Source organism: Methanocella arvoryzae MRE50 (genome assembly GCF_000063445.1).
GTDB lineage: Archaea > Halobacteriota > Methanocellia > Methanocellales > Methanocellaceae > Methanocella_A > Methanocella_A arvoryzae.
On record NC_009464.1, the window covers coordinates 1,836,018 to 1,858,138 of the forward strand.

The window sequence follows — 22,121 nt, forward strand, 5'->3', positions numbered from 1 at the left end:
GAGCTTGGCTCCTTGGTGGGCTTGGCGGTATTTTCGACCTATGCAGGATCAATGGCCAATTATCGGCGCGTCGATCTTCGCCTGACAATTAAAGAAGAACCAAATAATTATTTTATTTGCGTAGGGTGCCTCGACGAAAGCTTCATATTTCTATTATTATTTCCACGCTCCGCTGGTGTGTAGTAGCGGTTCTCACTATACTCCGGCTTCCGGTCGATCTCAGCGCCGATCTTATCGAGTGCTACGCTGTCCGCTTCAGCGTCGGCCATCAGGAAACTGTGCTGATAAACGGCAGTGATCAGAGTCCCGACAAATTCGTTCCTGGCCAGCCTGTACGTTTTCACGTGGCCTGCCTGGCTGTCGATTTCTATGAGACGGTTATGAATTAACATCGGCAGCTTACTGTGCACAGTAGGCCTGGAAAGCCCGGTGAACTCGCTGATCTCTGAGATGGTATAAGCGAAATCGTTGTTTTCAGCCAGGAAGTCGACGATGGTGATCTCGGATGAGCGCCCGAGAAACGATTGGAGAGACATAGTTCTTCAAAGCCTGTTTTAGCTTCATGGTATAAAATTGTATTTACAATATGTTAAATCAATTTAACATATGATCCGTATAGGTTATTTAATCACAAAACTAGATCTTTGCTTGCTACTATCGTTCTCGAAATTGAACTATAAATACGGCCTGGGTACGCATTTCTTTGGACTGCCTCTGCTTACCCGGTTTGTTAAGCCGGGCCAATTTTGATTTATTAGGCTAGCTACGCTATCACATTTGCTGAAAGCAAAGACCTTATACCGTATGAACATTCTTTATCTTCAGATGAAAATGAAGATCGCCGTATTCACCGACACCTTCTACCCTCAGGTCAACGGGGTGGTCAACGCCATCCGCAACTTCAACTCTCAGCTAACTGCCCGGGGCCACGAAATTACAGTTTATACCTCCGGCAAGAAGCCCGGGGTCTCGAAGATGGACGGCGCCGAAGTCCGGCGGTACATCGCTTTCACGCTGCCCCCCTACCCCGAGTTCGAGCCCTCGCCCAACGTGATCGGCCCCGCAGCGAGCGCCATCAAGTTCAAGCCCGACATCGTGCACGCCCACACCCAGTTCATGATGGGCTACAGCGCATGGATGGCGGCGAAGCGGCTCGGCGTGCCCCTCGTGGGCACTTTTCACACCCCGGTCGACGAGTACGTGATGTACGTGGCGAAGCACTCGAAAATGAGCCAGCGTTTATTGAAGAGAATCGCCAGAGAGTACCAGGATTTCTTCTACAAGCGGTGCGACATCATCATAGTCCCCGCCCCGTCGGCGGCGAAGTACCTTCACGTGAAGAACAAGCCGATCGTCACCGTGTCCAACGGCCTGAACCTCTCGAGATATGGCCCCGAAGGCAGGGAGGAAGTTCGGAAGCGGTTCGGCCTGACCGGGCCCGTAATCATGCACGGCGGCCGGCTCAGCTACGAGAAGCGGATCGAGGGAGTTATCGACGCTATGCCTCTGGTTTTAGAGAAAGTGCCGGACGCGAAGCTCATGATAGTTGGCAGAGGCCCGGCGATGAAATTCTTAGAGTGCAGAGTGAAAGCCCTCGGGATCGAGCAGAGCGTCGTGTTTACCGGCTATGTCAGCGACGAGGACTTCCCGAAGATGTTCGCCGCCGCGGACGTTTTAGCCATCAACTCCCCCGTGGAGACGCAGTCCCTCATCGTGCTGGAGGCCATGGCGACCGGGCTGCCCGTGGTGGGCGCCGACTCCGCTGCCATCCCCGACGCGGTGGTCAGCGGGGAAAACGGCTACCTGTTCAAGCCGGACGACAGCAAGGCGCTGGCAGAGCACCTGACCAGAATTTTGACCGATGGCGAACTGCGGGCGAAGCTGAAGGCCGGGGCGCTGAGGACGGCGTCAGAGCACTCGCTGGAGAAGTCGGCGGACAAGTTATTAAAGGTCTATGAGCAGGCGCTGGAGATAAAGGCGAAAAAGAAGAGCCTTCTGCAGGCTATTCGCAGCCGCAGAAGTTCCTGATTTAATACTTACCGGGACACGCTCCGGAGCTCTCTCAGCACTTTCAGCGAGGTCTCCAGGATCTCCATGTACATCTTGATGCGCTCGGGGTAAATCTCGGTAGCCATCCGGCCCGCTATCTCGTTGATCTTGGCGATCACAACAGTCTCGATCGCTGCCTCATCTAAACTTGTGTCCCCCATGACGACGCTGACCTGCCGCTGCTGCGGTATCTCCGCCACTCTGCCCTTCTTTACGGGCTCTAAGGCCTGAGGTGATACAGCAGGCCTGGTCTCCACGGGCACTGCGAGCCTGGACTCCTCTTCCTTCTTCTCCCCGGAGTCGCATACCGGGCAGACTACCTTGCCGTGGTACTTGAACATGGGGGCGCCGCACTGGCAGTGCTTGGCCAGCATCGTGCCGCCGCGCTCCAGCATCTGGGTCACCTTTTTCAGGTCCTGGTCTTCCATCGTATCACGTCCTATCAGTTTTAGGGGCGTTATCATAAATGTTTTCTTCTGCCCCCACTCCGGCTCTGCCCTGTCCTATCCTGCTCTGCTAAAGTATATAGCCTTGAAATGCCGCCTAGTAGATGATGAGCGACGTGTTGAACCGGTCGTTAGAGGCGCAGGCGAGGAAGATTTTGCGGATGGAGAGGGCGCTGGTAGTGGTGACGGGTGTCCTGACTCTGGTGACTCTGGGCGGGGCGATCTACTTCGAGAAGATCTTCGGGGTACCGCCGTACTCGTTCGCCGTCGTCCTGGCTGCTTTCCTTGTCTCGTACGCGTGCTTCTGGGCGGTGTTCAGCTTTTTCAGGGGCGATTTCCAGCACCGGGCTCCGGGCAGGGGGAAAGCCCGGGCTGCGCTCTGGGCAGCGACGCTCTACATTGCCATTGCCTCTACCGTGGCCTACATTGCGGCTTTCGGCATGCTGGGGCTGAGCGTGCCCTGGGCGGGTCCGGGCCGGGAGAACCTCTATATCTTCTACTTCCTGGCTGCGGTCTGCGCCATCTTCCTGTCCAGAAGCGTGGCATTCTACCTCAAGCTACGCTCATACGTCTTGCGCTCGCTTAACAGCCTGGCCCGGTAAGGTTCCGGTAAGGTTTATATGTATGCCCTGCGATTATTCATATAGAGAAGACCGAAAATTTTTTTCCATAAAACGATGAGTACCGGCAGCCCCTCACAGGCGCCGTACTGATCTGATTTTCGATCGATCAAGCAACCAAGGTGGTGCCACATGTCATCAAACGCTGACGCCGTAATCAAGCAGTGTGTGGAAGTGCTGTCCCGTATCAAGGACGACGACACAGTACCCCGCAACATCAGGAGAAACGCGGATTCCGTGAAAAACATATTGCTCAACAACAGCGAGACGCCGGCGGTTAGGGCAGCGTCGAGCATATCCATCCTCGACGAGATTTCCAACGACCCCAACATCCCGCTGCACACGAGGACGCTGATCTGGAACATCGCCAGCCAGCTGGAGACGATCTCCGTCGACGGCTGAAGCCTTTAGCCGTCCAGAGACAACGGCTGAAATTCCAGCCGTTAACCCCTTTATTTCTACTGGAATCCACCCGCCTGCGCCCGCCTTATGGGGCGAGGCCCGTCTTTTTGTTGCCATTCTTCCACCGGTGGCCGGGGAAGCTCGCGTTTCCGGCGCTTATTGCCGGATCAACCGCTCTTTTTACGGCCATATGCCCTGATAACCGTTCAGACGGCAGCTTTTTTGGTTTAGGGACCATCAAAGCTATATACAAACATACGACTAATTACAGCTAACACGGAAGTGTCCTTAGTGACCATCATTGTGAGCGAAGAAGACGACGAAGCGGATTATAGTCCGTTTGCTTTTCTCCAGTCGTCCGTGAAGGGCGACGTTTTGAACGTATCACACGACTACCGGTACCAGAAAATGGGGTATTACGTATCCATGCACGCCGAGATGTGCGGCAGCCCGGTAACCCCGAGGTGCTCCGACATCCTCGACTCGCACCGCAACCCGCTGCTCATGATCCGGGCGGCCCGGGCGGGCATTCCCTGCCTCCCGTACACCCTCGTCTCAAGGTACGAGCGGAACATGTGCCTGCCGGCGCTGTGCTTTGCCGTAAACCCGTACACGTGCAACTCCGTCACCCAGGTCAAGTCGGAGTCCAAGATGCTCCGCACGCTCAAAAGCCTCAGCATGAACAACCGCTACCCGGTGTCGGTCCAGCCTCTTGTGGGCGACGTCATCGAGGCTGTACAGGTGTTCGGGGAGACTGACGTACCCGAGGCTAAGTCGATCGCCCGGAAGTTCTACGAGGAGTTCAGGATTCCGATCGGCAAGCTCATCCTCCAGGTGGTCGACGGCGGAGAGGCTCGCCTGTCCCACTTCGAGCCGGCGCTCAGGAGCGAGGTCGACTGGGGCTATGTCCATGATCAGGTGCGCTGCCTCCGGAGCTCATCATGCGTATAGGGTGCTTCGTAGAGAAGTATAACTTCCACACCAAAGACGAGACCCTTGCACTGGAGCGGTTCAAAAGCGCGGCCGAGGCCATGGGGCACGGTTTCGAGTTCATCTTCAAGAAGGACCTCAACCGGCTGCAGGACTTCGACTCGATCTTCATCCGGGCGAACACCGACCCGATGAATACGGCGTACGTCGTGTCCCGGATGGCCGACTCCATGGGCAAGGTCGTCATCGATGACCCCCACTCGATCAGGATCTGCTCGAGCAAAGTCGTGCTGGACGGGCTGTTCAAGCAGAACGGCATCCCCTCGCCGAAGTCGCTGCTGTTCGAGGGCGACTATCACCCGGAGCGGCTGCGCAGCATATCCGGCTACCTCGGATACCCGATCGTGGTAAAGGCCCCGTACACCAAGTTCTCCTCCCACGTGGAGAAGGCCCACGACGAAACTGAGTTCAGGGAGGTCACGGCCCGGTACCTCAAGAACGCCACTCCTATCGTCTTGCAGGAGTTCATGCCCACCTCCTTCGACTGGCGGGTCGGCATGCTCGACAATAAAGTGCTGTATCTCTGCAAGTATATGATGCCCAGGGGCGGGTGGAAGGTCAAGTCCATCGTCAACGGCAGGCACGTCTGGGGCGACACCGTGCCCATTTTCAGGAAGAACATTCCCCGGAAGCTGGAAGAGCTGGCCGTCAGGGTCTCGAAGTGCGTCGGAGACGGTCTCTATGGCCTGGACATCAAAGAGGTCGACGGCGAATACTACTGCATCGAGATCAACGACAACCCCAGCTTTTACGGCGGGCTGGAAGACGCCAAGGACCGGGACATCTACGAGAAGATCATCGAGCGTCTCGTATCCGGCAGGCCGGTCAAGCCGGGCACCTACCGGATAGGGCCGGAGGCCGCCGCCTCCGGGGCCGGCCGGGGCCGGGCTGCCGGATGCTGAGCTATAAAAGGTGAAGGCAGCCACGGCCAGGGCTGGCCTTCGGCATTTTTTACTTATATCTCTTCGTTCAGCGAGGTGAACGTGTCCAGGTGGTCTTCCTCATCTTCCAGGATCGACCTGAAGATGTGGGCCGTAGTCACGTCCCCTTCCTTTTCAGCCTTCTGGATGATCTCCTTGTAGAAGTCGACCGCGAACTTTTCAGACCCGATGTCCGACTCGACCATCTGCTTCAGGTTGTCCCCGACGACGATCTCCTCCGGCTTCGTGGTGGGCTTCCCTCCCAGGTAGAACAGCCTCTCCCCGATCTTCTCCGCGTGCTTCATCTCCGCGATGGCGATGCTCCTGAACGCGTCCCTGGTCGCGTAACCCTTTACCCCGGACCACTGCACGTGCTGCCACATGTACTGGATGGATACCTGCAGTTCCCGCGCAATGGCTTTATTCAGCATATCTAGTAGCTCTTGCGATGCCATGTTTATCTACCCTCATATAATAATAGCATAATAAATTTGGCTTAATGATTATATAAAACAGTACCCGATAAAAAATCGGCATTTTAACCGGGGCCTGGCGGCTCCGGTTACCGGCTGCCTTCCGACGAGCGGCCGTATGCCCGCGTAAGTTTACTTACTTACCTGCCTACCTGCCGCCGCCGAGGGCCTCGTGCACTTCTGCGCCGGCGATCTTCGTGATAGGCCTGCCGGTGATGCAGTAGTAGTTCGTGCCGAGGAAGTTCTTGTTCTTGTACACGTCGCAGGTGGGGCAGATGCAGGCCACCGCGTTGGGCTTCGCCTCGCTCCGGTCGTTGTAGCAGTACGCTTTTTTAGCCTCTTCCTTGGGCTTGGTCGGACACTCCGGACACTTGCACGATGATTCTATCCACTTCTTCTCTTCGTCAGATACGCCGATCATCAGTATCACCGATACTAAAACGAAGAGCGCGGATAAAATGGTGTCCTGCGGTATCTGCGGAATGGCGAATACTGGCACTCGGCCGCTACGAGAAGTACGGAGGCATCGTACTGACCCCGGAGGGGGAGGAGATCGCCCGTACCATCAAAGACCGGCACGATACTCTTGTCCGGCTTTTGTCTATTGCCGGCGTGCCCGCCGATATAGCCGATAAGGACGCCTGCGTCATCGAGCATCACCTGAGCCCGAAGTCGCTGGAGCAGCTGAAGAAGCTGGTGGCCGCCCTTGAGGGCGGCCAGAGAGCACAGGCTATCAGCATCGCAAACTAGGGCCGGCACCGGCGAGTCTAGTTTTTTTAGAGATGCATCGGCATCTCCGAACATCGATCGGGGAGGCGTTATTGCCACCTAACGGCCATGTAGTGTTTGTCGGCGCGGTGCCGCAACCCCGCGCCAGATCAAAGAAAGAGGTAATAACATGGGATGCAACTGCGGTGGAAACTGTAAAAACTATGGAAAGCCCGGGTGCCTGTGCGCACTACGAGACCAGAAAGCCCTGACCGAGACTGCGGACGATTCTCAGGACCTCGAGTCCGAGTGAGATCGTAGCCAGCTCCGTTTCAGGCACCAGCCGCCTCAATAAAACTTCCCGTCATGCCGGCACTCTCCGACCAATATTTCCTCCGGTGCCGGCAATGACTGAAAACCGCCAGATTCTTCTTATCCTCGCTGTCCTACTGCTCCCGTATTATCCCGGCCTATCTATTTATGAGGATGCGGGTTTAATATGAACAGCAGCTTTGCCGGCCGGCGTTATCCGGCCGGGAATCAGGTTTCAGCATGCCGCCGGGCATCAGCCCGGCCATGAAAAACTATAAGTACCCATAACCCATCAAATGTGCTGGATTATCGAGCCTTATCAATTAGGCTGGATTATCTACCTGGCCTTATCAAAGAGGCTAAACTTTCCTATAAGGAGGAATCAGATGGCAGTAGTTTATGATGTGCCGGCCACTGCATTTATCAACAGGACCGCACAGAAGCTTAAGGAGACCGGCAAAGTCACGCCGCCCGCCTGGGCAGCTGACGTCAAGACCGGCATGCACAGACAGCTGCCGCCCGCACAGCCTGACTGGTTCTACACCAGAAGCGCCTCACTGCTGAGGAGGATCTACACAGATGGTCCCGTCGGCGTACAGAGGCTCAGGTCGCTATACGGCGGCAAGAAGAACCGTGGAGCCCGTCCGGACAGGCACGAGCGCAGCGGCGGCGCAATCATCCGCAACTCGCTCCAGCAGCTGGAGAAGGCAGGGTACGTCAAGGCCGTAAAAGACGGCAGGGTCATCACCCCCGAAGGCATGTCGTTCCTGGACAAGATCGCCACGGAAATGGTGAACGAAAAGGCTCAGCAGAAGCCTCAGGCATAAGCAACCTGAAACCTGAACTGCTAACAACGTAATATACGTAATATAACACTAACCGGAGTGAATGAAGATGAGTGGTGACGAGCTGGATGAAATTCGCCGGCGCAAGCTGGAAGAGTTGCAGAGAGCCCAGCAGGATGATATAGCCAGAGCTCAGCAGCGACAGCAGGTCGAGCAGCAGAAGGCTATGATCTTACGTCAGATCCTCACCCCGGAAGCCCGCGAGCGGCTTAACACCATCCGGATGACCCGGCCAGACTTCGTGGAGAACGTCGAGGCCCAGCTCATCGGGCTGGCGCAGACAGGCAGGCTCGCCAAACAGATCGATGACCAGCAGCTGGTCAGGATTCTGGAACAGATACAGCCCAAGAAGCGCGATATAAGAATCACCCGAAAATGAAGGTACAGGTCCTGTACAGCGGGGGCAAAGACAGCTCGCTGGCAGCCATATTGCTTGAACCTTTCTTTGACGTGGAACTTGTGACGTGCACGTTCGGGCTGGAGAACACGTGGGAACACGCTGAAGAAGCGGCCCGCGCGATAGGATTTCCGTTCAAGCTCGTAAGGCTCGATCCTGCGATCCTTGACGAAGGCATCGACGTAATGCTCAAATTCGGGTACCCCCGGCACGGGATAAGCCTCGTGCACAGAAGGGCGCTCGAGACCGTAGCAGTGCTGGGAGAGGCGAAATACGTCGCCGACGGCACCAGGCGGGATGACCGCGCACCGAAGCTTTCAATGGGAGAAATCAGGAGCCTGGAAGACCGGCATGGTATCAGATATATCCGGCCGCTCGCAGGTTACGGCCGCCGCGCGATCGAAGACTTGATCGCTGAGCACCTCGAAATCATCGAGGGCGACACCTCGGCGGTGCCAAAGGCAGATTACGAGACTGAGATCCGATCATCGATGAAGACACGCCTGGGGGTTGAAACCTATGACAGGGTTTTTCCCCCTGAGCATACCCAGTCAAGGGTACTGAGAAGGTATAGTTCATGACTAAGAAGTCGAAGGGCAAGAAGATGCGGTTGGCAAAATACACCAACCAGAACAGAAGAGTTCCGGCGTGGGTGATCATGAAGACCAACAGGGCTGTCATGAGCCACCCGCAGAGGCGGAGCTGGCGCAGAACCAGCCTGCCCGAGTAAAGGAAGTGTCGGATTATGGCAGAAGAGAACAAGGCAACTGAGCAGATCTACACTATTCCGCTCAGGGAAGTCAAGGATTACCCCGTGTGGAAGCGGAGCAACAAGGCGATCAAGGTCATCCGTGAGTACCTCAGCAAGCACATGAAGATTGAGGAGGAAAAGATCAAGATCAGCTCTGAGCTCAACGAAGCTGTCTGGGAGCACGGCATCGAGAAGCCGCCCAGCGCAGTCCGTGTCAAGGCCGTCCGTTCCGAGGAAGGCGTGACCGCGCAGGTAGTGGGTGCCGAATAAACCGCTATTAGCGGTTTATTCATTAATGGCAGCGAGTAAAGCGAGAGATACTAAAAGGCGATTAACCGATGATGATCAGGCAGATTGACTTTTACGGCTATCCGTACGTGGGCATCTACGCCGCGAACACAGAGCAGGTGGTAGTGCTCCCGCCAGATCTGCCGCAGGCCACCGTGGACCTCGTCGCCGAGACGCTGGGCACAGCCGTCGTCCGTACCCTCATCAACGAGAGCACTCTGATAGGCTCCATGATGACGGGCAACAGCAACGGCTTCATCGTCTCGGACCTGACGCTGGACAGGGAGGCGAATCTGCTGCAGGAGCACGGCAAAGTAACCCGGCTCAAGGGCAAGATGACCGCGGCAGGCAACCTCATCCTGGCCAACGATACGGCTGCGCTGGTTCACCCGGCGCTGACCGACAAGAACATCGAGGCGATCGAGAAGACCCTCAAGGTCGAAGTCAGGCGAGGCACTATCGGCGGCCTCAAAACCGTCGGCATGGCCGGATGCGCCACCAACAAGGGCATTCTCGTCCACCCCCGGGCGACCGAGGAGGAGCTCACAGTATTAGAAGACCTGTTCAAGCTCCCGGTGGACATCGGCACAGTCAGCTTCGGGTCCCCGCTCGTGGGATCCGCCATCCTCGCTACCACTAAGGGACTGATTACAGGCACCAGGACATCCGGTCCGGAGCTAGGCCGGATCGAGGATGCTCTGGGCTTTATCGAGGAGTGAATTCATTATGGCTAAATTCGTAGTGCAGGGATCCTTCCAGGCCGGCGTCCAGCGGGAGAAGTTCTCCGTGGAAGTCGAGGCCGTGAATGCCAGGAACGCCGAGGAGAAGGTTTACACCACCTTCGGCAGCAAGCACAAGGTCGAGCGCCGGCTGATCAAGATCGAGTCCGTGAAAGAGGCGTAAGCCATGGCAGCCGAGGCAAATGAGGACCAGATTCGCGAACTAGTCGCGAAGATGCAGGCCTACCAGGGCCGCATGGAGGCGCTGCAGCAGCAGGCTAACCTGATCCAGGCCTCCATCAACGACGTGGACTCCGCCCTCAAGGCGATCACCTCTCTGGAAGGCGCCGGCGAAGGCCACGAACTGCTGGTTCCCATCGGCGCCGGCTCGTTCGTCCACGCGACCATCGCGAAGCCGGACAAGGTGCTCGTCGGCCTGGGCGCGGACATCAGCGTCGAGCGGACCGTCGCCGACGCCCGGAAAATTTTCCAGGCGAGGCGCACCGAGCTTGAAAAAGCCCTGGCCGAGACCAACGGCGTCCTCAACAAGGTCGCCGGAGAGCTCATGAGGCTCCAGCAAGAGGCTGAGAAATACAGACAATAGACAGAGACTAATAGCGGCCGGAGGTGCCTTTGATGTTCGATAAGCTCAAACAAAAGCTCAACGAATTCAAGCAAACCATCGACGAGAAGGTTAAGGCAGTCTCAGGAGCGCCAGCTCCATCGGAAGCGCCGACTCCCGAAACTGAGGCTCTTAAGCCAGAGCCTTCCCAGCCGCAGCCCCAGGTTTCTGCGGCGGCCACGCCGCAGCCCTCGCCGGCCGAAAAGCCGGCAGAAGCTCCCGCTGGCAAGCCCACAGAAGCTCCGGCGGCGCCGAAGCCGGCCGGCGGCATCCTGAACAAGGCAATTGCCCTGACCAAGGGTGAAGTCGTCCTGTCCGAAAAGGACCTCGAAGGCCCCCTCTGGGAGCTGGAGATGGCCCTGCTGGAGAGCGACGTCGCGCTCCCGGTGGCCGAGTCCATCATTAAAAGAGTAAAGGAAGACCTCACCGGGCAGCACAAGAAATTTCTACGCTCCACCGGAGACCTGGCCGAGGATGCGCTCAGGGACTCCATCGCGAGCATTCTTAACACTAACGCACTGGACTTCGACGATTTCGTCAGGAAGAGCAACAGGCCGGTAGTCATCACCTTCATCGGCGTCAACGGCGCCGGCAAGACCACCACCATCGCCAAGCTGGGCGAGCGCCTGAAAGAGCAGGGCTATGGTGTGGTCATCGCCGCGGGCGACACCTTCCGGGCCGGGGCCATCGAGCAGCTCGAGAAGCACGCCGACCGTCTCGGCATCAAGATGATCAAGCACGCGCAGGGCGCAGACCCCGCCGCTGTAATATACGATGCCGTCCAGTTCGCCAAAAACAACAAGAAAGACATAGTTTTAGCTGACACGGCAGGCAGGCTTCATACGAACATCAACCTCATGGAGCAGCTCAGGAAGATCAACCGCGTCGTGAAGCCCGATTTAGTAATATTCGTCGACGAGGCCATCGCCGGCAACGACGCCGTCGAGCGCGCAAAATTATTCAACGACGCCGTGCCAGTCAGCGGCACTATCCTGACCAAGGCTGATGCGGACGCCAAGGGCGGCGCAGCCATCTCCATCGCCCATATCACGGGCAAGCCGATCCTGTTTTTGGGAGTAGGCCAGGAGTACAAGGACCTGAAGAAGTTCGAGACGGACTGGTTCGTGGATCGGCTGTTCGAGCGCTAAGTTTTTTGAGAGATCTTCCGGTCTGTTCAGCAGGCCGGGACGTCCGCTTTTCTTGTTATCCCCGTTATACGCCGACCGAATACTGGTAGCGGACTTCCACCGGCACGTAGCCTGTCACGCCGCCGGGGATTGTCTCGTCGATCGTGTAGGTGTGGATTTCGAACCTGCGGACGCCCTCTTCCGGGGCGTTCACCTTGTTGTGGTTGAGATTCACCTTCAGCTTCCCCTCTACCCGGAGGTTGCTGTCATTGCTGAGGGGCCTGAGCGCCGGGTCTACGTAGATGTACGTGCTGTAATTGGTCTCCAGGGTGCAAAGCTCGGGCACGTAAGCGACGGGCAGCAGCGGCGTGTCGAGGAACCGCTTTACCGCTGCCCGGCCTTCGCTGCCGGTCGGGTAGTTCAGCGCCTCCACATACCCTGAAGCGATGACATGCACGTCATCGAAGGACGGTGTCTTGTTGATCCTGTCCGGCACCACCCCCGGAAGCGTTGATGTATCCTGGCCGGGAGAAACGGCTATAGGAGTAGCACCGGCATAGCTCTCGTAATAGTCAGTCGTGACGATCCGGGCTTCTAGCATGGGGCCTTCTGTGGCATCCACGGGTTTCAGGCTTTGCATCCCGTGGTACCTGTACCTGCCGTCCTTGTTGTAGTTTACCCACCAGCCCTCCTCAAGCACCGGAGTGCCGTTGACGCCGGGCAGGGGCATCATGATCACGGCGGTGCCGTTTTCCGAGGCGAAGCCTTCGAGGCCGGTGACCGATAGCTCGTATTCGTAGTAGGGGGCCCGGGGCGCAAAGGGATCGTCGATCGAGCCTATGTAGGCGAAGAAGAGGCCGAAGAAAGCGGCCAGCGCCAGCATGGAGACGATGATCAGGAGCGTGATCGCGATAGACAGCAGTTTCAACCTTCTCCGGTACCGATCTGACTTCTCCTGTTCTACCATAGTAATCCTCTCTGGCCTGAAACACTCATGGGTCTGCAATGTCTTAAAGATCGCCCTCGTCTCCGGCGCCAGCCTGCCCGGCCTGCAACGTTCGTCCGGATACCGGCATTTGCCATTCCATAATTATTTTAAAGCGGAGGGCGACTTTTCCTCGCAGGTACGTGCAGATGAGACCGCTCATATTCGGAAACGGCTCGCTCCTCGTCTGCGTGGACGAGAGGGGCATAGTGAGGGACTTTTACTACCCGTATGCCGGCATGGAGAACCACGGCGGGTTCATGCGGCTCGGGCTGTACGACCTCGCCAGGAAGCGGTTCGCGTGGCTGGAGGACTGGGATAAGAGCCAGAGCTATGTCCGGGAAGCGCCAGACCTTTCAGGGTCGGCATACGATGTCTCCATGGTGGGGGAAACGGACTACTTCAGCCCCGACTTCGGGGCGGAGGTGGCGGTCAGGAGCATGGTGCATCACGAGCGGAACTTTTTCCTACGGACCGTCACCGTGAAAAACACCTCGGGAGAGCCTTCCCGGCTGCGGCTGTTCTCCTCCCAGAGCTACCACATCCTGGAGAACAACTTCGCCAACACGGCGGTGAGGGACGGCCCCATGCTGAACCACTACAAGCGAGACCGGTTCTTCATCCAGAGCTCCAGGCCGGTGTTCGACCAGTTCACCACGGGGATCTCCGAGTGGAGGGACCGTCAGGGCACCTGGAAGGACGCGGAGGACGGCGTGCTGGAGGGCAACATCGTCGCCCACGGCACAGTGGACTCCACCGTGGGCTGGACACTGCCTGAGCTACCGCAGGGCGAAAGTGCGGTAGTGCACTTCTGGGTCTGCGTCGGCCGCCACTTCCGGGAGGCCAAGGAGGTACACGACTGGGTCAGGTCCCGTGACCTGGACAGCCTCTACCGGGAAAGCTCACGCTACTGGAAATCCTTCTCGGTAAAAGCCCAGAGCCACGGCCATCTATCCAGTTACTCCTCCCTGCCGGACGACGTGCGGGACGCGTTCTCCCGGAGCCTGCTCACGGTGTTCTGCCACATCGATCGGGGCGGCTCTATCATAGCGTCCTGCGACTCCCAGATCAAGCAGCAGGGAGCCGATTACTACACTTATTGCTGGCCCCGGGACGCCGCGTGGGTAGCGATGGCGCTGGACCGGGCCGGCTACCGGTACCTGTGCCGCAACACCTACAAATTCTTCAGCAAAATCCTCGACCGCCGGGGCTTCTTCCGCCACAAGTACACGCCAGCCGGCGATCTGGGAAGCACCTGGCATCCCCTGCCCATGGTCCAGATCGATGAGACAGGGCTGCCGTTGTACGCGCTGTACCGGCACTGGCTGGAGGACAGGAACATCATGACCATCTCGGCCCTGTACGAGCCCCTCGTCCGGCCGGCCGCCGACTTTCTCGTAAGCTTCATCGATCCAGGTACTGGCCTGCCCCAGCCCAGCTTCGACCTGTGGGAGGAGCGCAAAGGTGTCTACGCCTATTCCTGCGCCTGCGTATATGCCGGCTTGCGCAGCGCCGCGGAAATGGCCTCTCTCATAGGTGACGAGGGTGCCAGAGCCCGGTGGGACTCGGCTGCAGCCTCAGTCAGGGACGCCACAATCCGCCGCATGTATGATCCCGCGCTCGGCCGGTTCAGGCGGGGCGTCGGAGACGATACGGTAGACGCGTCGCTGTTCGCCGTCTGGTACCTGGGCCTGGTTCCGCCTGACCATCCTGCGGCCTCGGGCACCATGAAGGCGGTGGAAGACCGCCTCACCCGGCCCGACGGGGGGATCGCCAGATACGAGGGCGACCAGTACCAGGGCTTCATGAATAGCTGGCCCCTCTGTACATTGTGGCTGGCACAATGGTACCTGTGCAGAGGAGACCTGGAACGGGGAATGTCGCTGATCCGCTGGGCAATCAGCCATTCGGCAAAGGGGGGCCTCATGCCCGAGCAGGTGAACGAAAGGGGTGAGCCCGTCTCAGTGCTCCCTCTCGCCTGGTCGCACTCCACGTTCATGACCGCGGTGATCGAGTACCTCGAGGCTCAGGCAGGGCGATTCTGGTCTCCATTTTAGATGCCCCCGGAAGCCCTTCAGTTGCAGCCGGCTCAAATGATCTCCGGCAGCCGGTACCGGCGCGGTTGTATCCTATTCCATTAATGCCAGCGCAATAATTAACCCCTTTATTTCTACTGGAAAGCCTGTATTTCAGCCCTGTCGTCCCGGATATCCTGCAATGGCGCCAGTAGCTGAATTCCCGTACTCCAGCAGACGTAAAGCTTATTATCCCACCGCCTGATATGGCTAGTATTCGCTTAGTATTAACCGGGTAAAATAAAAGGCGGTATTCTTGTGTTGAGGCTCAGAAGGTTTGCGTTGATCGCTTCTTTGATCGTATTCGCCGTGGCGCTGTTCGCGCAGCCGGCCATGGCTGAACAGCCGGAGCAGGAGTGGACTTATTCCACGAACGCGTACATTACCGGCTCGCCGGTGTACCAGAACAACGTGCTCTACGTGGGTACCCAGAGCGGCAAGCTCTACTCGCTCTACGCTCCCTACGGTTCGGCCCAGTGGACCTTCACCACTGACAACAAGACCCCAACGGCTATATCTGCTGCACCCCTTGTGGCGACTGACGAGGTGACCCGACAGCGCATGATATACTTCGGCAGCGGTCAGGGCACCCTGTTCGCTGTTGATATCAATGGGAAAGAAGTATGGCGCTTCCAGGCGGACTCCTCCATCGACTGTACCCCGGTGCTCTACAACGGCGTCATCTTCTTCGGCACCTTCAACGGTAAAGTGTACGCACTGTCGGCAGAGGATGGCAACCAGTGCTGGAACTTCACCGCCGACGGGTGGATCAGCGACGGCCTGGCGGCTATGGACAACCAGATCTACTTCGGCTCCTGGGACGGCCACCTCTACAGCCTGGACGTCGGCAACGGCAAGCAGAAGCTGAAGGTGGACCTCAACAGCCGGGTGAACGCTCCCGTCGTCTCGGGGGATAACATCTATGTGGGCACTCAGGACGGGGTACTCTACTGTATCAACCGCTTCAGCGGTAACGTGCAGTGGAAGTTCGAAACAGACGGCGCCATCGTATCCCGGCCCCTGGTACAGCTGAACACCGTCTACTTCGGCTCTGCAGATGGCAACCTGTACGCAGTCAACGAAACCAACGGCAGGCAGATATGGAAGTTCGCGGCCCAGAACGGTATCAGGGCTACCCCCGGCTTCGACAGCGGCATCCTCTACTTTGGCTCGAGCGACGGGCACGTCTACGCCGTCGACGCCAGAATGGGCCTGGAGTACTGGAGGTACAACGCTGGCAGCGCCGTAGACACCACCCCCATGGCGGGCCTGGGGACGGACAGGAAGAAACACCTCTACTTCGCCACCGTGAATGGAGATGTCATCTCCCTGATGCTGCCCGACTCCCTGATCATGGCCACCCCCACCCCGAATCCCTCACCGACAGTGACGCCCACGATCGTGCCCACCCCGACCGTGACCGTGACCCCAACCCCGGTGCCTCTGCCCACCGCCGGCCCTGAGCCCCAGTCCTCATGGTGCCCGCTCCCCGGGCTGCTCGCAGCTGCGCTGGCAGTCGTTGGAATAGTATATTACAGGCGTCGTTAAGAGACGCCTGTTCTAATTCTACAGGCCGGCTGACTGGCAAAAGTCGGGGAGATGCCCGAAGATCTGAGGGGAGGTTATGTGAGGCACCTGGGGGCAGGAGCGAATATATTTAAGTAAATCCTCCCAAACCTTTCCACACTCCCAGACCTCCTCTCTGACCTCTGACCCTCCCTAACCTCCCAGCCTGAAAATCCTCCCCGTCCTCCCTGGAACTCCCCGACCTCCAGGAGCTCTTCGTCGGCTTAACTTGAAAAACCACCTTACATTAGATAGTGTTCATAGGGCTCATTTTCTCGCGTACTACCCGCTGGCGCCGCCCTTTGTCCTCGCACAACAATAATATAATAAACACATCATATAATTTTGGTGATCCGATGGAGACTGTGAATGTCAAGGTCGACGAACAATTTCAGGACCGGGAGTTTTACCGCGAGAGCCCGCTGAAGACTGATAAGATCGCTTTCAGCCTCTACAATTTCAAGCCGTGGCAGGCGCTGCCCATGCAGCGGAACCCCGGGAGCGACACGATCATGTACTTCGTCGACGGGGAGGCATTCATGCTCATCAACGACGCCGTGTTCTCCGTCAGCCCCGGCGATGCCATGTATGTGCCAGCCGGCGCCACTTACGGGGTGCTGGCAGGGGAGAACGACCTGAACGTGGTCACGGTGCAGGGCCCGAAGCCGGTGGAAGTACAGCAGGAACGAGGCCTTTTCTTCAGGTGTCCTGACTGCGAGCTGGAGGCGCCGCTGACCACCGGGACCGAGACCGGAGACTTCAACATGTGCCCCCGGTGCGAGACCATGGTAAAGCTGACCAAAGGGCAGGACAGCTACAGGGCTGAGAAGACGACCGAGACGCCTCCGCCGGAGCCGGAGCTCTCTCACATGAGCGGTGAAGCCTCCGCAGGAGAAGAGCGGAAAGAGCCGGAGGCTAAGCTGGAGTTCAGCGTGATCGACTTCCAGCCCTGGCAGGCGCTATCCATGCATAAGAACCCCGGGAGCGACACGCTTCTCTACGTCGTCCAGGGCCAGGGGATCATGTTCGTCGACGACGAGGAGAAGTCGGTAGACGCCAACGAAGCCATCTACGTGCCGGCAGGTTCTGCCTACGGGATCATGGCCGCCGATAACCCGATGACAGTCATGAGCATACAGGGCCCGGTACCGGTCGAATCAGAGGAAGTCGGCGGCCTCGAGTACGAATGCCCTGTCTGCAGCCTCGAGACTCCGGTGACCACAAATACGTATGACGGGTGCATCACGGTCTGCCCGAGGTGCAACGTCAAGCTCAGGCTGACCCGGGCGGGAGATACGTTCAAGGCCGAGGAGACCACGGAACAGGCGCCGACGGAGGCCGAAGCTCAGTAAAAGACGGACAGATAATAATTCTATTACTGGCCTATAGGGTTAGCCGACCAGGCCCGTTAACGATGATGGCTGTCCTGATGTGCTAATGCCGGAAGCGTAGATGCTTAAAAAGCAAAACGAGATAGTTGATATATCTTTAGCGGCATACAAGTAAGCCGTTAAACTATGTCAGACGGCGAGCCTGAAACCGGCCGGATCAGGATAGTGGTCCTCCTGGTCGCCATTGCCATAACCATTCTTCTGCTGGCCGGCATCGGAGCGATCGGCTACAGCATCCTGTTTCCGCCAGTATGGTCGGAGGAACTGCCATTCAAGAACAGCACAGGCCAGTACGACGTGGTGACGAAATACCGCAACGCTACCGACGTCTCTGCAGCTAACCTCTCCATCTTCCTAGACTCTGTAACGCCGGCTATAGAGGCCTCGATCTTCGAGGATCCGCAATACCGGCCGGTGGAGTACGCGGTCCTGCTGCACGACGAAGCCCAGCGGCACCAGATCAACTGCAGCGTGATCGGCACCAGTATGGCCGGCAACGTTCCCCGCCACGCCCTCGTAGCGTTTCATACCACGGACGAAGGCATGGTCTACGTCGACCTGACCGCCATGAACGTCTCCGCCTCCGACTACCCGGGGCTGGACTACTCCCGGATCCGGCTGCTCAGGGACTCGTGGAAGTTCCGGCTGCCCCCGATGAACGCCAGCGGAGGACACCCTGAAGCGATCGAGCGCAGGGACTCGCAGCCCGTAACATACGCCGAGCTGGAGCGCTTCCTCGCAGCAGACCGTACTGAGGACCAGATCTACGTCATGCCCGAGTACACCTGCCTCGACTTCGCGGTAGCCCTGCACGACCGGGCCGGGGAGGCGGGGATCAAGAGCGGCATCGTCGCCGTATCCTTCGAGGGCAGGAAGGACGGCCACGCGTTCAACGTGTTCCCCACCACCGACAAAGGACTGGTCTACATCGACAGCACCGGCCTGAACCAGACCCGCCTCGCCGACGGCGACCGGCCCACCGACAACGTGATCTACCTCAAAAAGGGAGAAGAGCTCGGCTCTCTCCCCATGACACAGGTCGCGGGCAACCTCGACTACGACTTCTACCTCGATCGCAAGGCGAAGATCCTCGCCTACCACGAGCAGTGGAAACAGTACGGCGAAAATCTCTCGGAGTATAACCTCGAAGTGGTCGCCTTCAACGCCCAGTCCGCCGCCAACAACCGCTTCTATGACTCATACAGCGCCGAATGCGACCAGTACGCCGCAGCCATAGCAGCCTACAACTACCAGATGAGCCTGCACAACCAGGCCATACTGACCGGTAGCAAGCCAGTGCCCCCCGCTCCCACAAACCTGGCCGAGCTGCAGGCCTGGAAAGCCCGGCTCGACGATAAGTACGACCAGTACTCCGCGGAGTGGTCCCGGCTGAACGCGTGGAGCAGACAGCTCGACAGCAAGCTCGCAAACCTCAAAGCCTGGCGCAGCAAGCTCGTGAACTCGGAAGAATACCACTGGATCACATACACCCCGCCAGGAGTGGTGGACGTGATCGAGGTCTACTGGGGCTGAAAGCTGCGCTGTCAGGCGTTGGTAGTAGGTCTGAAAACACATGAATTCGCAATGCAGGAGATAAAAGTACGCAGAGCGGTGAACTGCACACCGCTCCTGCATTTACTCATTTTCTCTTTTTCAGGTAACCTGTCGCCCCGATGGCGAAGGCCGCTCCGATAAGCGCCATAATCAGTAAGGCCGGATTGTTGAACGGCGACGGCGCCGGCCGGGCGGTGGCATTTGCTGCCGGCGTATCTGTGGCTGCCGGGGTGAACTGATCGGCGACGAAGGTCATGGCATTCGTGTCCAGGTACTTCCAGGCAGGCAGGACGTCGATGCTGACCGGCTTCGACTTGAGGCTGCCGTTAGCGTCGACGTGCTCAGCGTAAGCGGTGTATTTGCCGACGGGGACTTCGGAGATGAAGCCCGGGGCCTCTGCGGAGTCGTAGGTCGGTATAGTCAGGTTCGCTGTCTCGTTGGCGAGATATACGGTGCCGGTCAGCGGGTTTCCGGCGGCATCGGTGATGCTACCCCAGACGAATCCTGAATCAGATGGGCCAGGATAGTCTGTCAACTGGGTATCCTGCGCATTAAACCTGACAATGCCAGTGTCAGTAGGATACCAGAGCACGTTGTTCAGCCGGGTCTCATAACTTGTTCCATCTGCCGCAGTATAGTTCACCTTCGCTTTGCAGCCGGGGGAACTGGCTATCACATTTGTGAAGACAAACGTGCCATCCTGATTGGTTGTGTTAGTCCCTATCACCTGGTAGATGCCATCGTAGAGGGTGACTGTCGCACCGGCAATGCCATTGCCGCCAGCGTCAATAACCTGCCCCAGAGCCGTAAATGGCTTACCAAGAGACTGTCCTGCCTGCCCTGCATCACCGGCGGGCGTAGTCATAGGCGTGGCTATGTGGGTATCTGACAGACTGACGTTGATGATTGACTGGTTAGCCGGGTACCATTCCGGGCTAAACCTGGTAATATTGTACGTGGTGGCACCCAGAGTGTACCATGTGATAACTCTGATCCTGCCGGTCCCGCCGTCGCTGACGTTGGTGAAACTAAAGTTGCCGCTGCTGTCGCTGATCGTTCTGGCGATCTGGTTGTGGGAGCCGTCTTCGATCACGACGTCGGCCCCGGGCAGCGGCTCCCAGTTCGCATTTGTTACCTGGCCATGGACTAAATCAATCGTTCCCGTTTTGGCGAGCGAAGGGCTGGCGAAAAATGCAAATGCCAGCACTGCGATGAGCAAGCACGTGATAAATATATTGACTCTCATGTAATCACAAATTAAAAAATATAGAGAATATATATAGCGTTTCTCTCACGATCTATCAACGAGCATACGTCTCTCACACTAGCCTGATTGCCCTTCGGGCTGTGATCGGGCGTCGAGAGTCGGGGGAACCTTTTTGGAAAAGGTTCCCCCGACACCCCCTCCAAAACTACTCCCAAAACGTTTTATCTACCTTTCACCAATTAGCTACGATGAATTTCGAGAGGAAGCACATCATCTCTACCAAGGACTTCTCCAGAGATGAGATTGACTTCATACTGGACAGGGCGGCCAGGCTTGAGCCGTTTGCCCGCAAGGGTAGCACTGTTCTCAACGGCAGCATTGTTGCCACACTTTTCTACGAGCCTTCTACCAGAACCCGTCTTTCTTTTGATACCGCTGTCAAGAGGCTGGGCGGCACGACCATCGGCTTCGACAGCGCCGCTTCTTCCTCTACGGTGAAGGGCGAGACGCTGGCCGATACCATCAGGATCATCGACTCTTACGCGGACGCCATCGTCCTGCGGCACCCTAAGGAGGGGGCTGCCCGCATGGCCTCCGAGATCTCCCGGGTGCCGGTCATCAACGCGGGCGACGGGGCGGGGCATCACCCGACTCAGACGCTGCTCGACCTGTACACGATGCGGAAGGAGTGCAAAAAGGCCATCTGCGACCTCAACGTGGCCATCGTGGGAGACCTCAAGTACGGGCGGACCGTGCACTCGCTGGCCTACGCTCTGTCGCTCTACGGCGCCAACCTGTCGTTCGTCTCCCCGGAGCAGCTGAAGATGCCGGGAAGCATCATCAACTATTTGAAGCGAAAAGGCCTCAGCATCACCGAGACCTCCAGCTTGCAGGACGTGCTTGGCCGGGCGGACGTGATCTACATGACCCGCATCCAGAAGGAGCGGTTCCCGGACCCCGCCGAGTACCAGAAGGTGGCCGGGACTTACCGGATCACTCCGGAGACGCTGGCCGGCGTCGGCAGGGATACGATCGTGATGCACCCTCTCCCGAGGGTGGACGAGATCGCCCCCGAGGTAGACGCGACGAAGCACGCGCGGTACTTCCAGCAGTCCTTCTACGGAGTCCCCGTACGCATGGCAGTCCTCTCGCTGGTAATGGGTGTGGACATATGACAGGCAAAAGAGAGCTCAGGGTCAAGCCGATCGTCAACGGCACGGTGATCGATCACATCACCTCAGGGCAGTCCCTCAACGTGCTGAAAATTCTGGGCATCAACGCCGCCTCCAGGTACGTGGTGAGCGTGCTCATGAACGTCCCCAGCGGGGAGATGAAGGGCAAAGACGTGGTCAAGATCGAGAACAGGGAACTAGACCCTGAAGAACTGGACAGTATCGCTTTGATCGCCCCCAGGGCGACCATCAACATCATCCGCAACTACGAAGTCGTGGGCAAGCACCGGGTGGACCCGCCCCGGGAAGTCTCGGGCCTGGTCCGGTGCGGCAACCCCAACTGCATTTCTAACACGAACGAGCCGGTCACCTCCCGCTTCACCGTAGAGCGCACAGGCGACGACATACAGCTGCGCTGTTCGTACTGCGAATACGTCATCGACCAGGAGATCGCAGATCACCTGCTCTGATAACATTTACTCTAACAAGTTTCGAGGGTACA

General features: G+C 57.9%; 28 protein-coding genes. 22 read left to right on the forward strand and 6 right to left on the reverse strand.

The annotated features are described in order from the left end of the window. Positions 1 to 107: 107 nt before the first annotated feature. The gene (locus RCI_RS09105; RefSeq protein WP_012036138.1) at positions 108 to 536 is read right to left on the reverse strand and encodes a helix-turn-helix domain-containing protein; all 429 of its coding nucleotides are present in this window, start codon (positions 534 to 536) and stop codon (positions 108 to 110) included. Positions 537 to 825: 289 nt separating this feature from the next. Between RCI_RS09105 and RCI_RS09110 the strand changes: the two genes are divergently transcribed. Next, positions 826 to 2,028, forward strand: a complete 1,203-nt coding sequence (locus RCI_RS09110; protein ID WP_231844816.1) for a glycosyltransferase — start codon at positions 826 to 828, stop codon at positions 2,026 to 2,028. An 8-nt stretch (positions 2,029 to 2,036) separates the two neighbouring features. Here the strand turns inward: RCI_RS09110 and RCI_RS09115 are convergent, their stop codons facing one another. Further along, entirely contained in the window at positions 2,037 to 2,477 is a 441-nt protein-coding gene (locus RCI_RS09115; protein WP_048198361.1) for an Sjogren's syndrome/scleroderma autoantigen 1 family protein, read from the reverse strand. A 122-nt stretch (positions 2,478 to 2,599) separates the two neighbouring features. Here RCI_RS09115 and RCI_RS09120 point away from each other — a divergent pair, with 122 nt between their 5' ends. From RCI_RS09120 to RCI_RS09135, 4 genes are all read left to right on the forward strand, one after another. Continuing rightward, positions 2,600 to 3,097: a hypothetical protein gene (locus tag RCI_RS09120; RefSeq protein WP_012036141.1), complete on the forward strand. Its 498-nt coding sequence runs from the start codon at positions 2,600 to 2,602 to the stop codon at positions 3,095 to 3,097. A gap of 150 nt (positions 3,098 to 3,247) precedes the next feature. Continuing rightward, a complete protein-coding gene (locus RCI_RS09125; RefSeq protein WP_012036142.1) occupies positions 3,248 to 3,517 on the forward strand; it encodes a UPF0147 family protein in 270 nt (89 codons plus the stop codon). A 291-nt stretch (positions 3,518 to 3,808) separates the two neighbouring features. Next, entirely contained in the window at positions 3,809 to 4,468 is a 660-nt protein-coding gene (locus RCI_RS09130; protein ID WP_048198365.1) for a RimK-like ATPgrasp N-terminal domain-containing protein, read from the forward strand. After that, entirely contained in the window at positions 4,459 to 5,409 is a 951-nt protein-coding gene (locus RCI_RS09135; protein WP_012036144.1) for an ATP-grasp domain-containing protein, read from the forward strand. Before RCI_RS09130 ends, RCI_RS09135 begins: the two co-directional genes overlap by 10 nt. A gap of 53 nt (positions 5,410 to 5,462) precedes the next feature. Here RCI_RS09135 and RCI_RS09140 read toward each other — a convergent pair whose 3' ends face one another. Both RCI_RS09140 and RCI_RS09145 read right to left on the reverse strand, forming a co-directional pair. Further along, positions 5,463 to 5,882 (reverse strand): ferritin-like domain-containing protein, encoded by a 420-nt coding sequence (locus RCI_RS09140; RefSeq protein WP_012036145.1) that lies wholly within the window; start codon positions 5,880 to 5,882, stop codon positions 5,463 to 5,465. Positions 5,883 to 6,048: 166 nt separating this feature from the next. Beyond that, complete coding sequence (locus tag RCI_RS09145; RefSeq protein WP_048198366.1) at positions 6,049 to 6,321, reverse strand: DUF2769 domain-containing protein; 273 nt, start codon at positions 6,319 to 6,321, stop codon at positions 6,049 to 6,051. On the opposite strand from RCI_RS09145, the gene RCI_RS16290 reads away from it, so the two are divergent. The 11 genes from RCI_RS16290 to ftsY all read left to right on the forward strand — a co-directional run bounded on the left by RCI_RS16290 (position 6,279) and on the right by ftsY (position 11,690). Then, on the forward strand, positions 6,279 to 6,650 hold the full coding sequence (locus RCI_RS16290; RefSeq protein WP_081477321.1) for a metal-dependent transcriptional regulator: 372 nt from the start codon (positions 6,279 to 6,281) through the stop codon (positions 6,648 to 6,650). The genes RCI_RS09145 and RCI_RS16290 overlap by 43 nt on opposite strands. 148 nt (positions 6,651 to 6,798) lie before the next feature. After that, entirely contained in the window at positions 6,799 to 6,921 is a 123-nt protein-coding gene (locus RCI_RS17505; protein ID WP_269446469.1) for a hypothetical protein, read from the forward strand. A 385-nt stretch (positions 6,922 to 7,306) separates the two neighbouring features. Further along, positions 7,307 to 7,747 (forward strand): 30S ribosomal protein S19e, encoded by a 441-nt coding sequence (locus RCI_RS09155; protein ID WP_012036148.1) that lies wholly within the window; start codon positions 7,307 to 7,309, stop codon positions 7,745 to 7,747. Positions 7,748 to 7,808: 61 nt separating this feature from the next. Beyond that, positions 7,809 to 8,144: a DNA-binding protein gene (locus RCI_RS09160; protein ID WP_012036149.1), complete on the forward strand. Its 336-nt coding sequence runs from the start codon at positions 7,809 to 7,811 to the stop codon at positions 8,142 to 8,144. Continuing rightward, positions 8,141 to 8,743, forward strand: coding sequence for an alpha hydrolase (locus RCI_RS09165; protein ID WP_012036150.1), 603 nt, complete (start codon positions 8,141 to 8,143; stop codon positions 8,741 to 8,743). The genes RCI_RS09160 and RCI_RS09165 overlap by 4 nt, the downstream gene beginning before the upstream one ends. Next, complete coding sequence (locus tag RCI_RS09170; protein ID WP_048198368.1) at positions 8,740 to 8,892, forward strand: 50S ribosomal protein L39e; 153 nt, start codon at positions 8,740 to 8,742, stop codon at positions 8,890 to 8,892. The genes RCI_RS09165 and RCI_RS09170 overlap by 4 nt, the downstream gene beginning before the upstream one ends. 15 nt (positions 8,893 to 8,907) lie before the next feature. Then, entirely contained in the window at positions 8,908 to 9,183 is a 276-nt protein-coding gene (locus RCI_RS09175) for a 50S ribosomal protein L31e (protein ID WP_012036151.1), read from the forward strand. Between the two features lie 71 nt (positions 9,184 to 9,254). Further along, positions 9,255 to 9,920: a translation initiation factor IF-6 gene (locus tag RCI_RS09180; protein WP_012036152.1), complete on the forward strand. Its 666-nt coding sequence runs from the start codon at positions 9,255 to 9,257 to the stop codon at positions 9,918 to 9,920. Positions 9,921 to 9,927: 7 nt separating this feature from the next. Beyond that, positions 9,928 to 10,104 (forward strand): 50S ribosomal protein L18Ae, encoded by a 177-nt coding sequence (rpl18a, locus tag RCI_RS09185; RefSeq protein ID WP_012036153.1) that lies wholly within the window; start codon positions 9,928 to 9,930, stop codon positions 10,102 to 10,104. 3 nt (positions 10,105 to 10,107) lie between these two features. Further along, complete coding sequence (pfdA, locus tag RCI_RS09190) at positions 10,108 to 10,524, forward strand: prefoldin subunit alpha (RefSeq protein WP_012036154.1); 417 nt, start codon at positions 10,108 to 10,110, stop codon at positions 10,522 to 10,524. Between the two features lie 32 nt (positions 10,525 to 10,556). After that, positions 10,557 to 11,690, forward strand: a complete 1,134-nt coding sequence (gene ftsY, locus RCI_RS09195; protein WP_012036155.1) for a signal recognition particle-docking protein FtsY — start codon at positions 10,557 to 10,559, stop codon at positions 11,688 to 11,690. Positions 11,691 to 11,754: 64 nt separating this feature from the next. On the opposite strand, the gene RCI_RS09200 is transcribed toward ftsY, so the two are convergent. Continuing rightward, on the reverse strand, positions 11,755 to 12,636 hold the full coding sequence (locus RCI_RS09200) for a hypothetical protein (protein WP_048198370.1): 882 nt from the start codon (positions 12,634 to 12,636) through the stop codon (positions 11,755 to 11,757). Positions 12,637 to 12,803: 167 nt separating this feature from the next. On the opposite strand from RCI_RS09200, the gene RCI_RS09205 reads away from it, so the two are divergent. From RCI_RS09205 to RCI_RS09220, 4 genes are all read left to right on the forward strand, one after another. Next, a complete protein-coding gene (locus RCI_RS09205; RefSeq protein WP_048198372.1) occupies positions 12,804 to 14,711 on the forward strand; it encodes a glycoside hydrolase family 15 protein in 1,908 nt (635 codons plus the stop codon). Between the two features lie 276 nt (positions 14,712 to 14,987). After that, positions 14,988 to 16,277 (forward strand): PQQ-binding-like beta-propeller repeat protein, encoded by a 1,290-nt coding sequence (locus RCI_RS09210; protein WP_012036158.1) that lies wholly within the window; start codon positions 14,988 to 14,990, stop codon positions 16,275 to 16,277. A 374-nt stretch (positions 16,278 to 16,651) separates the two neighbouring features. Further along, entirely contained in the window at positions 16,652 to 17,647 is a 996-nt protein-coding gene (locus tag RCI_RS09215) for a cupin domain-containing protein (RefSeq protein WP_048198376.1), read from the forward strand. 165 nt (positions 17,648 to 17,812) lie between these two features. Beyond that, positions 17,813 to 19,219, forward strand: coding sequence for a hypothetical protein (locus tag RCI_RS09220; RefSeq protein ID WP_012036160.1), 1,407 nt, complete (start codon positions 17,813 to 17,815; stop codon positions 19,217 to 19,219). A gap of 106 nt (positions 19,220 to 19,325) precedes the next feature. On the opposite strand, the gene RCI_RS09225 is transcribed toward RCI_RS09220, so the two are convergent. After that, a complete protein-coding gene (locus tag RCI_RS09225) occupies positions 19,326 to 20,486 on the reverse strand; it encodes a carboxypeptidase regulatory-like domain-containing protein (protein ID WP_012036161.1) in 1,161 nt (386 codons plus the stop codon). 209 nt (positions 20,487 to 20,695) lie between these two features. Between RCI_RS09225 and pyrB the strand changes: the two genes are divergently transcribed. After that, on the forward strand, positions 20,696 to 21,622 hold the full coding sequence (gene pyrB, locus RCI_RS09230) for an aspartate carbamoyltransferase (protein WP_012036162.1): 927 nt from the start codon (positions 20,696 to 20,698) through the stop codon (positions 21,620 to 21,622). Then, positions 21,619 to 22,089: an aspartate carbamoyltransferase regulatory subunit gene (gene pyrI, locus RCI_RS09235; protein ID WP_012036163.1), complete on the forward strand. Its 471-nt coding sequence runs from the start codon at positions 21,619 to 21,621 to the stop codon at positions 22,087 to 22,089. The genes pyrB and pyrI overlap by 4 nt, the downstream gene beginning before the upstream one ends. Positions 22,090 to 22,121: the final 32 nt, after the last annotated feature.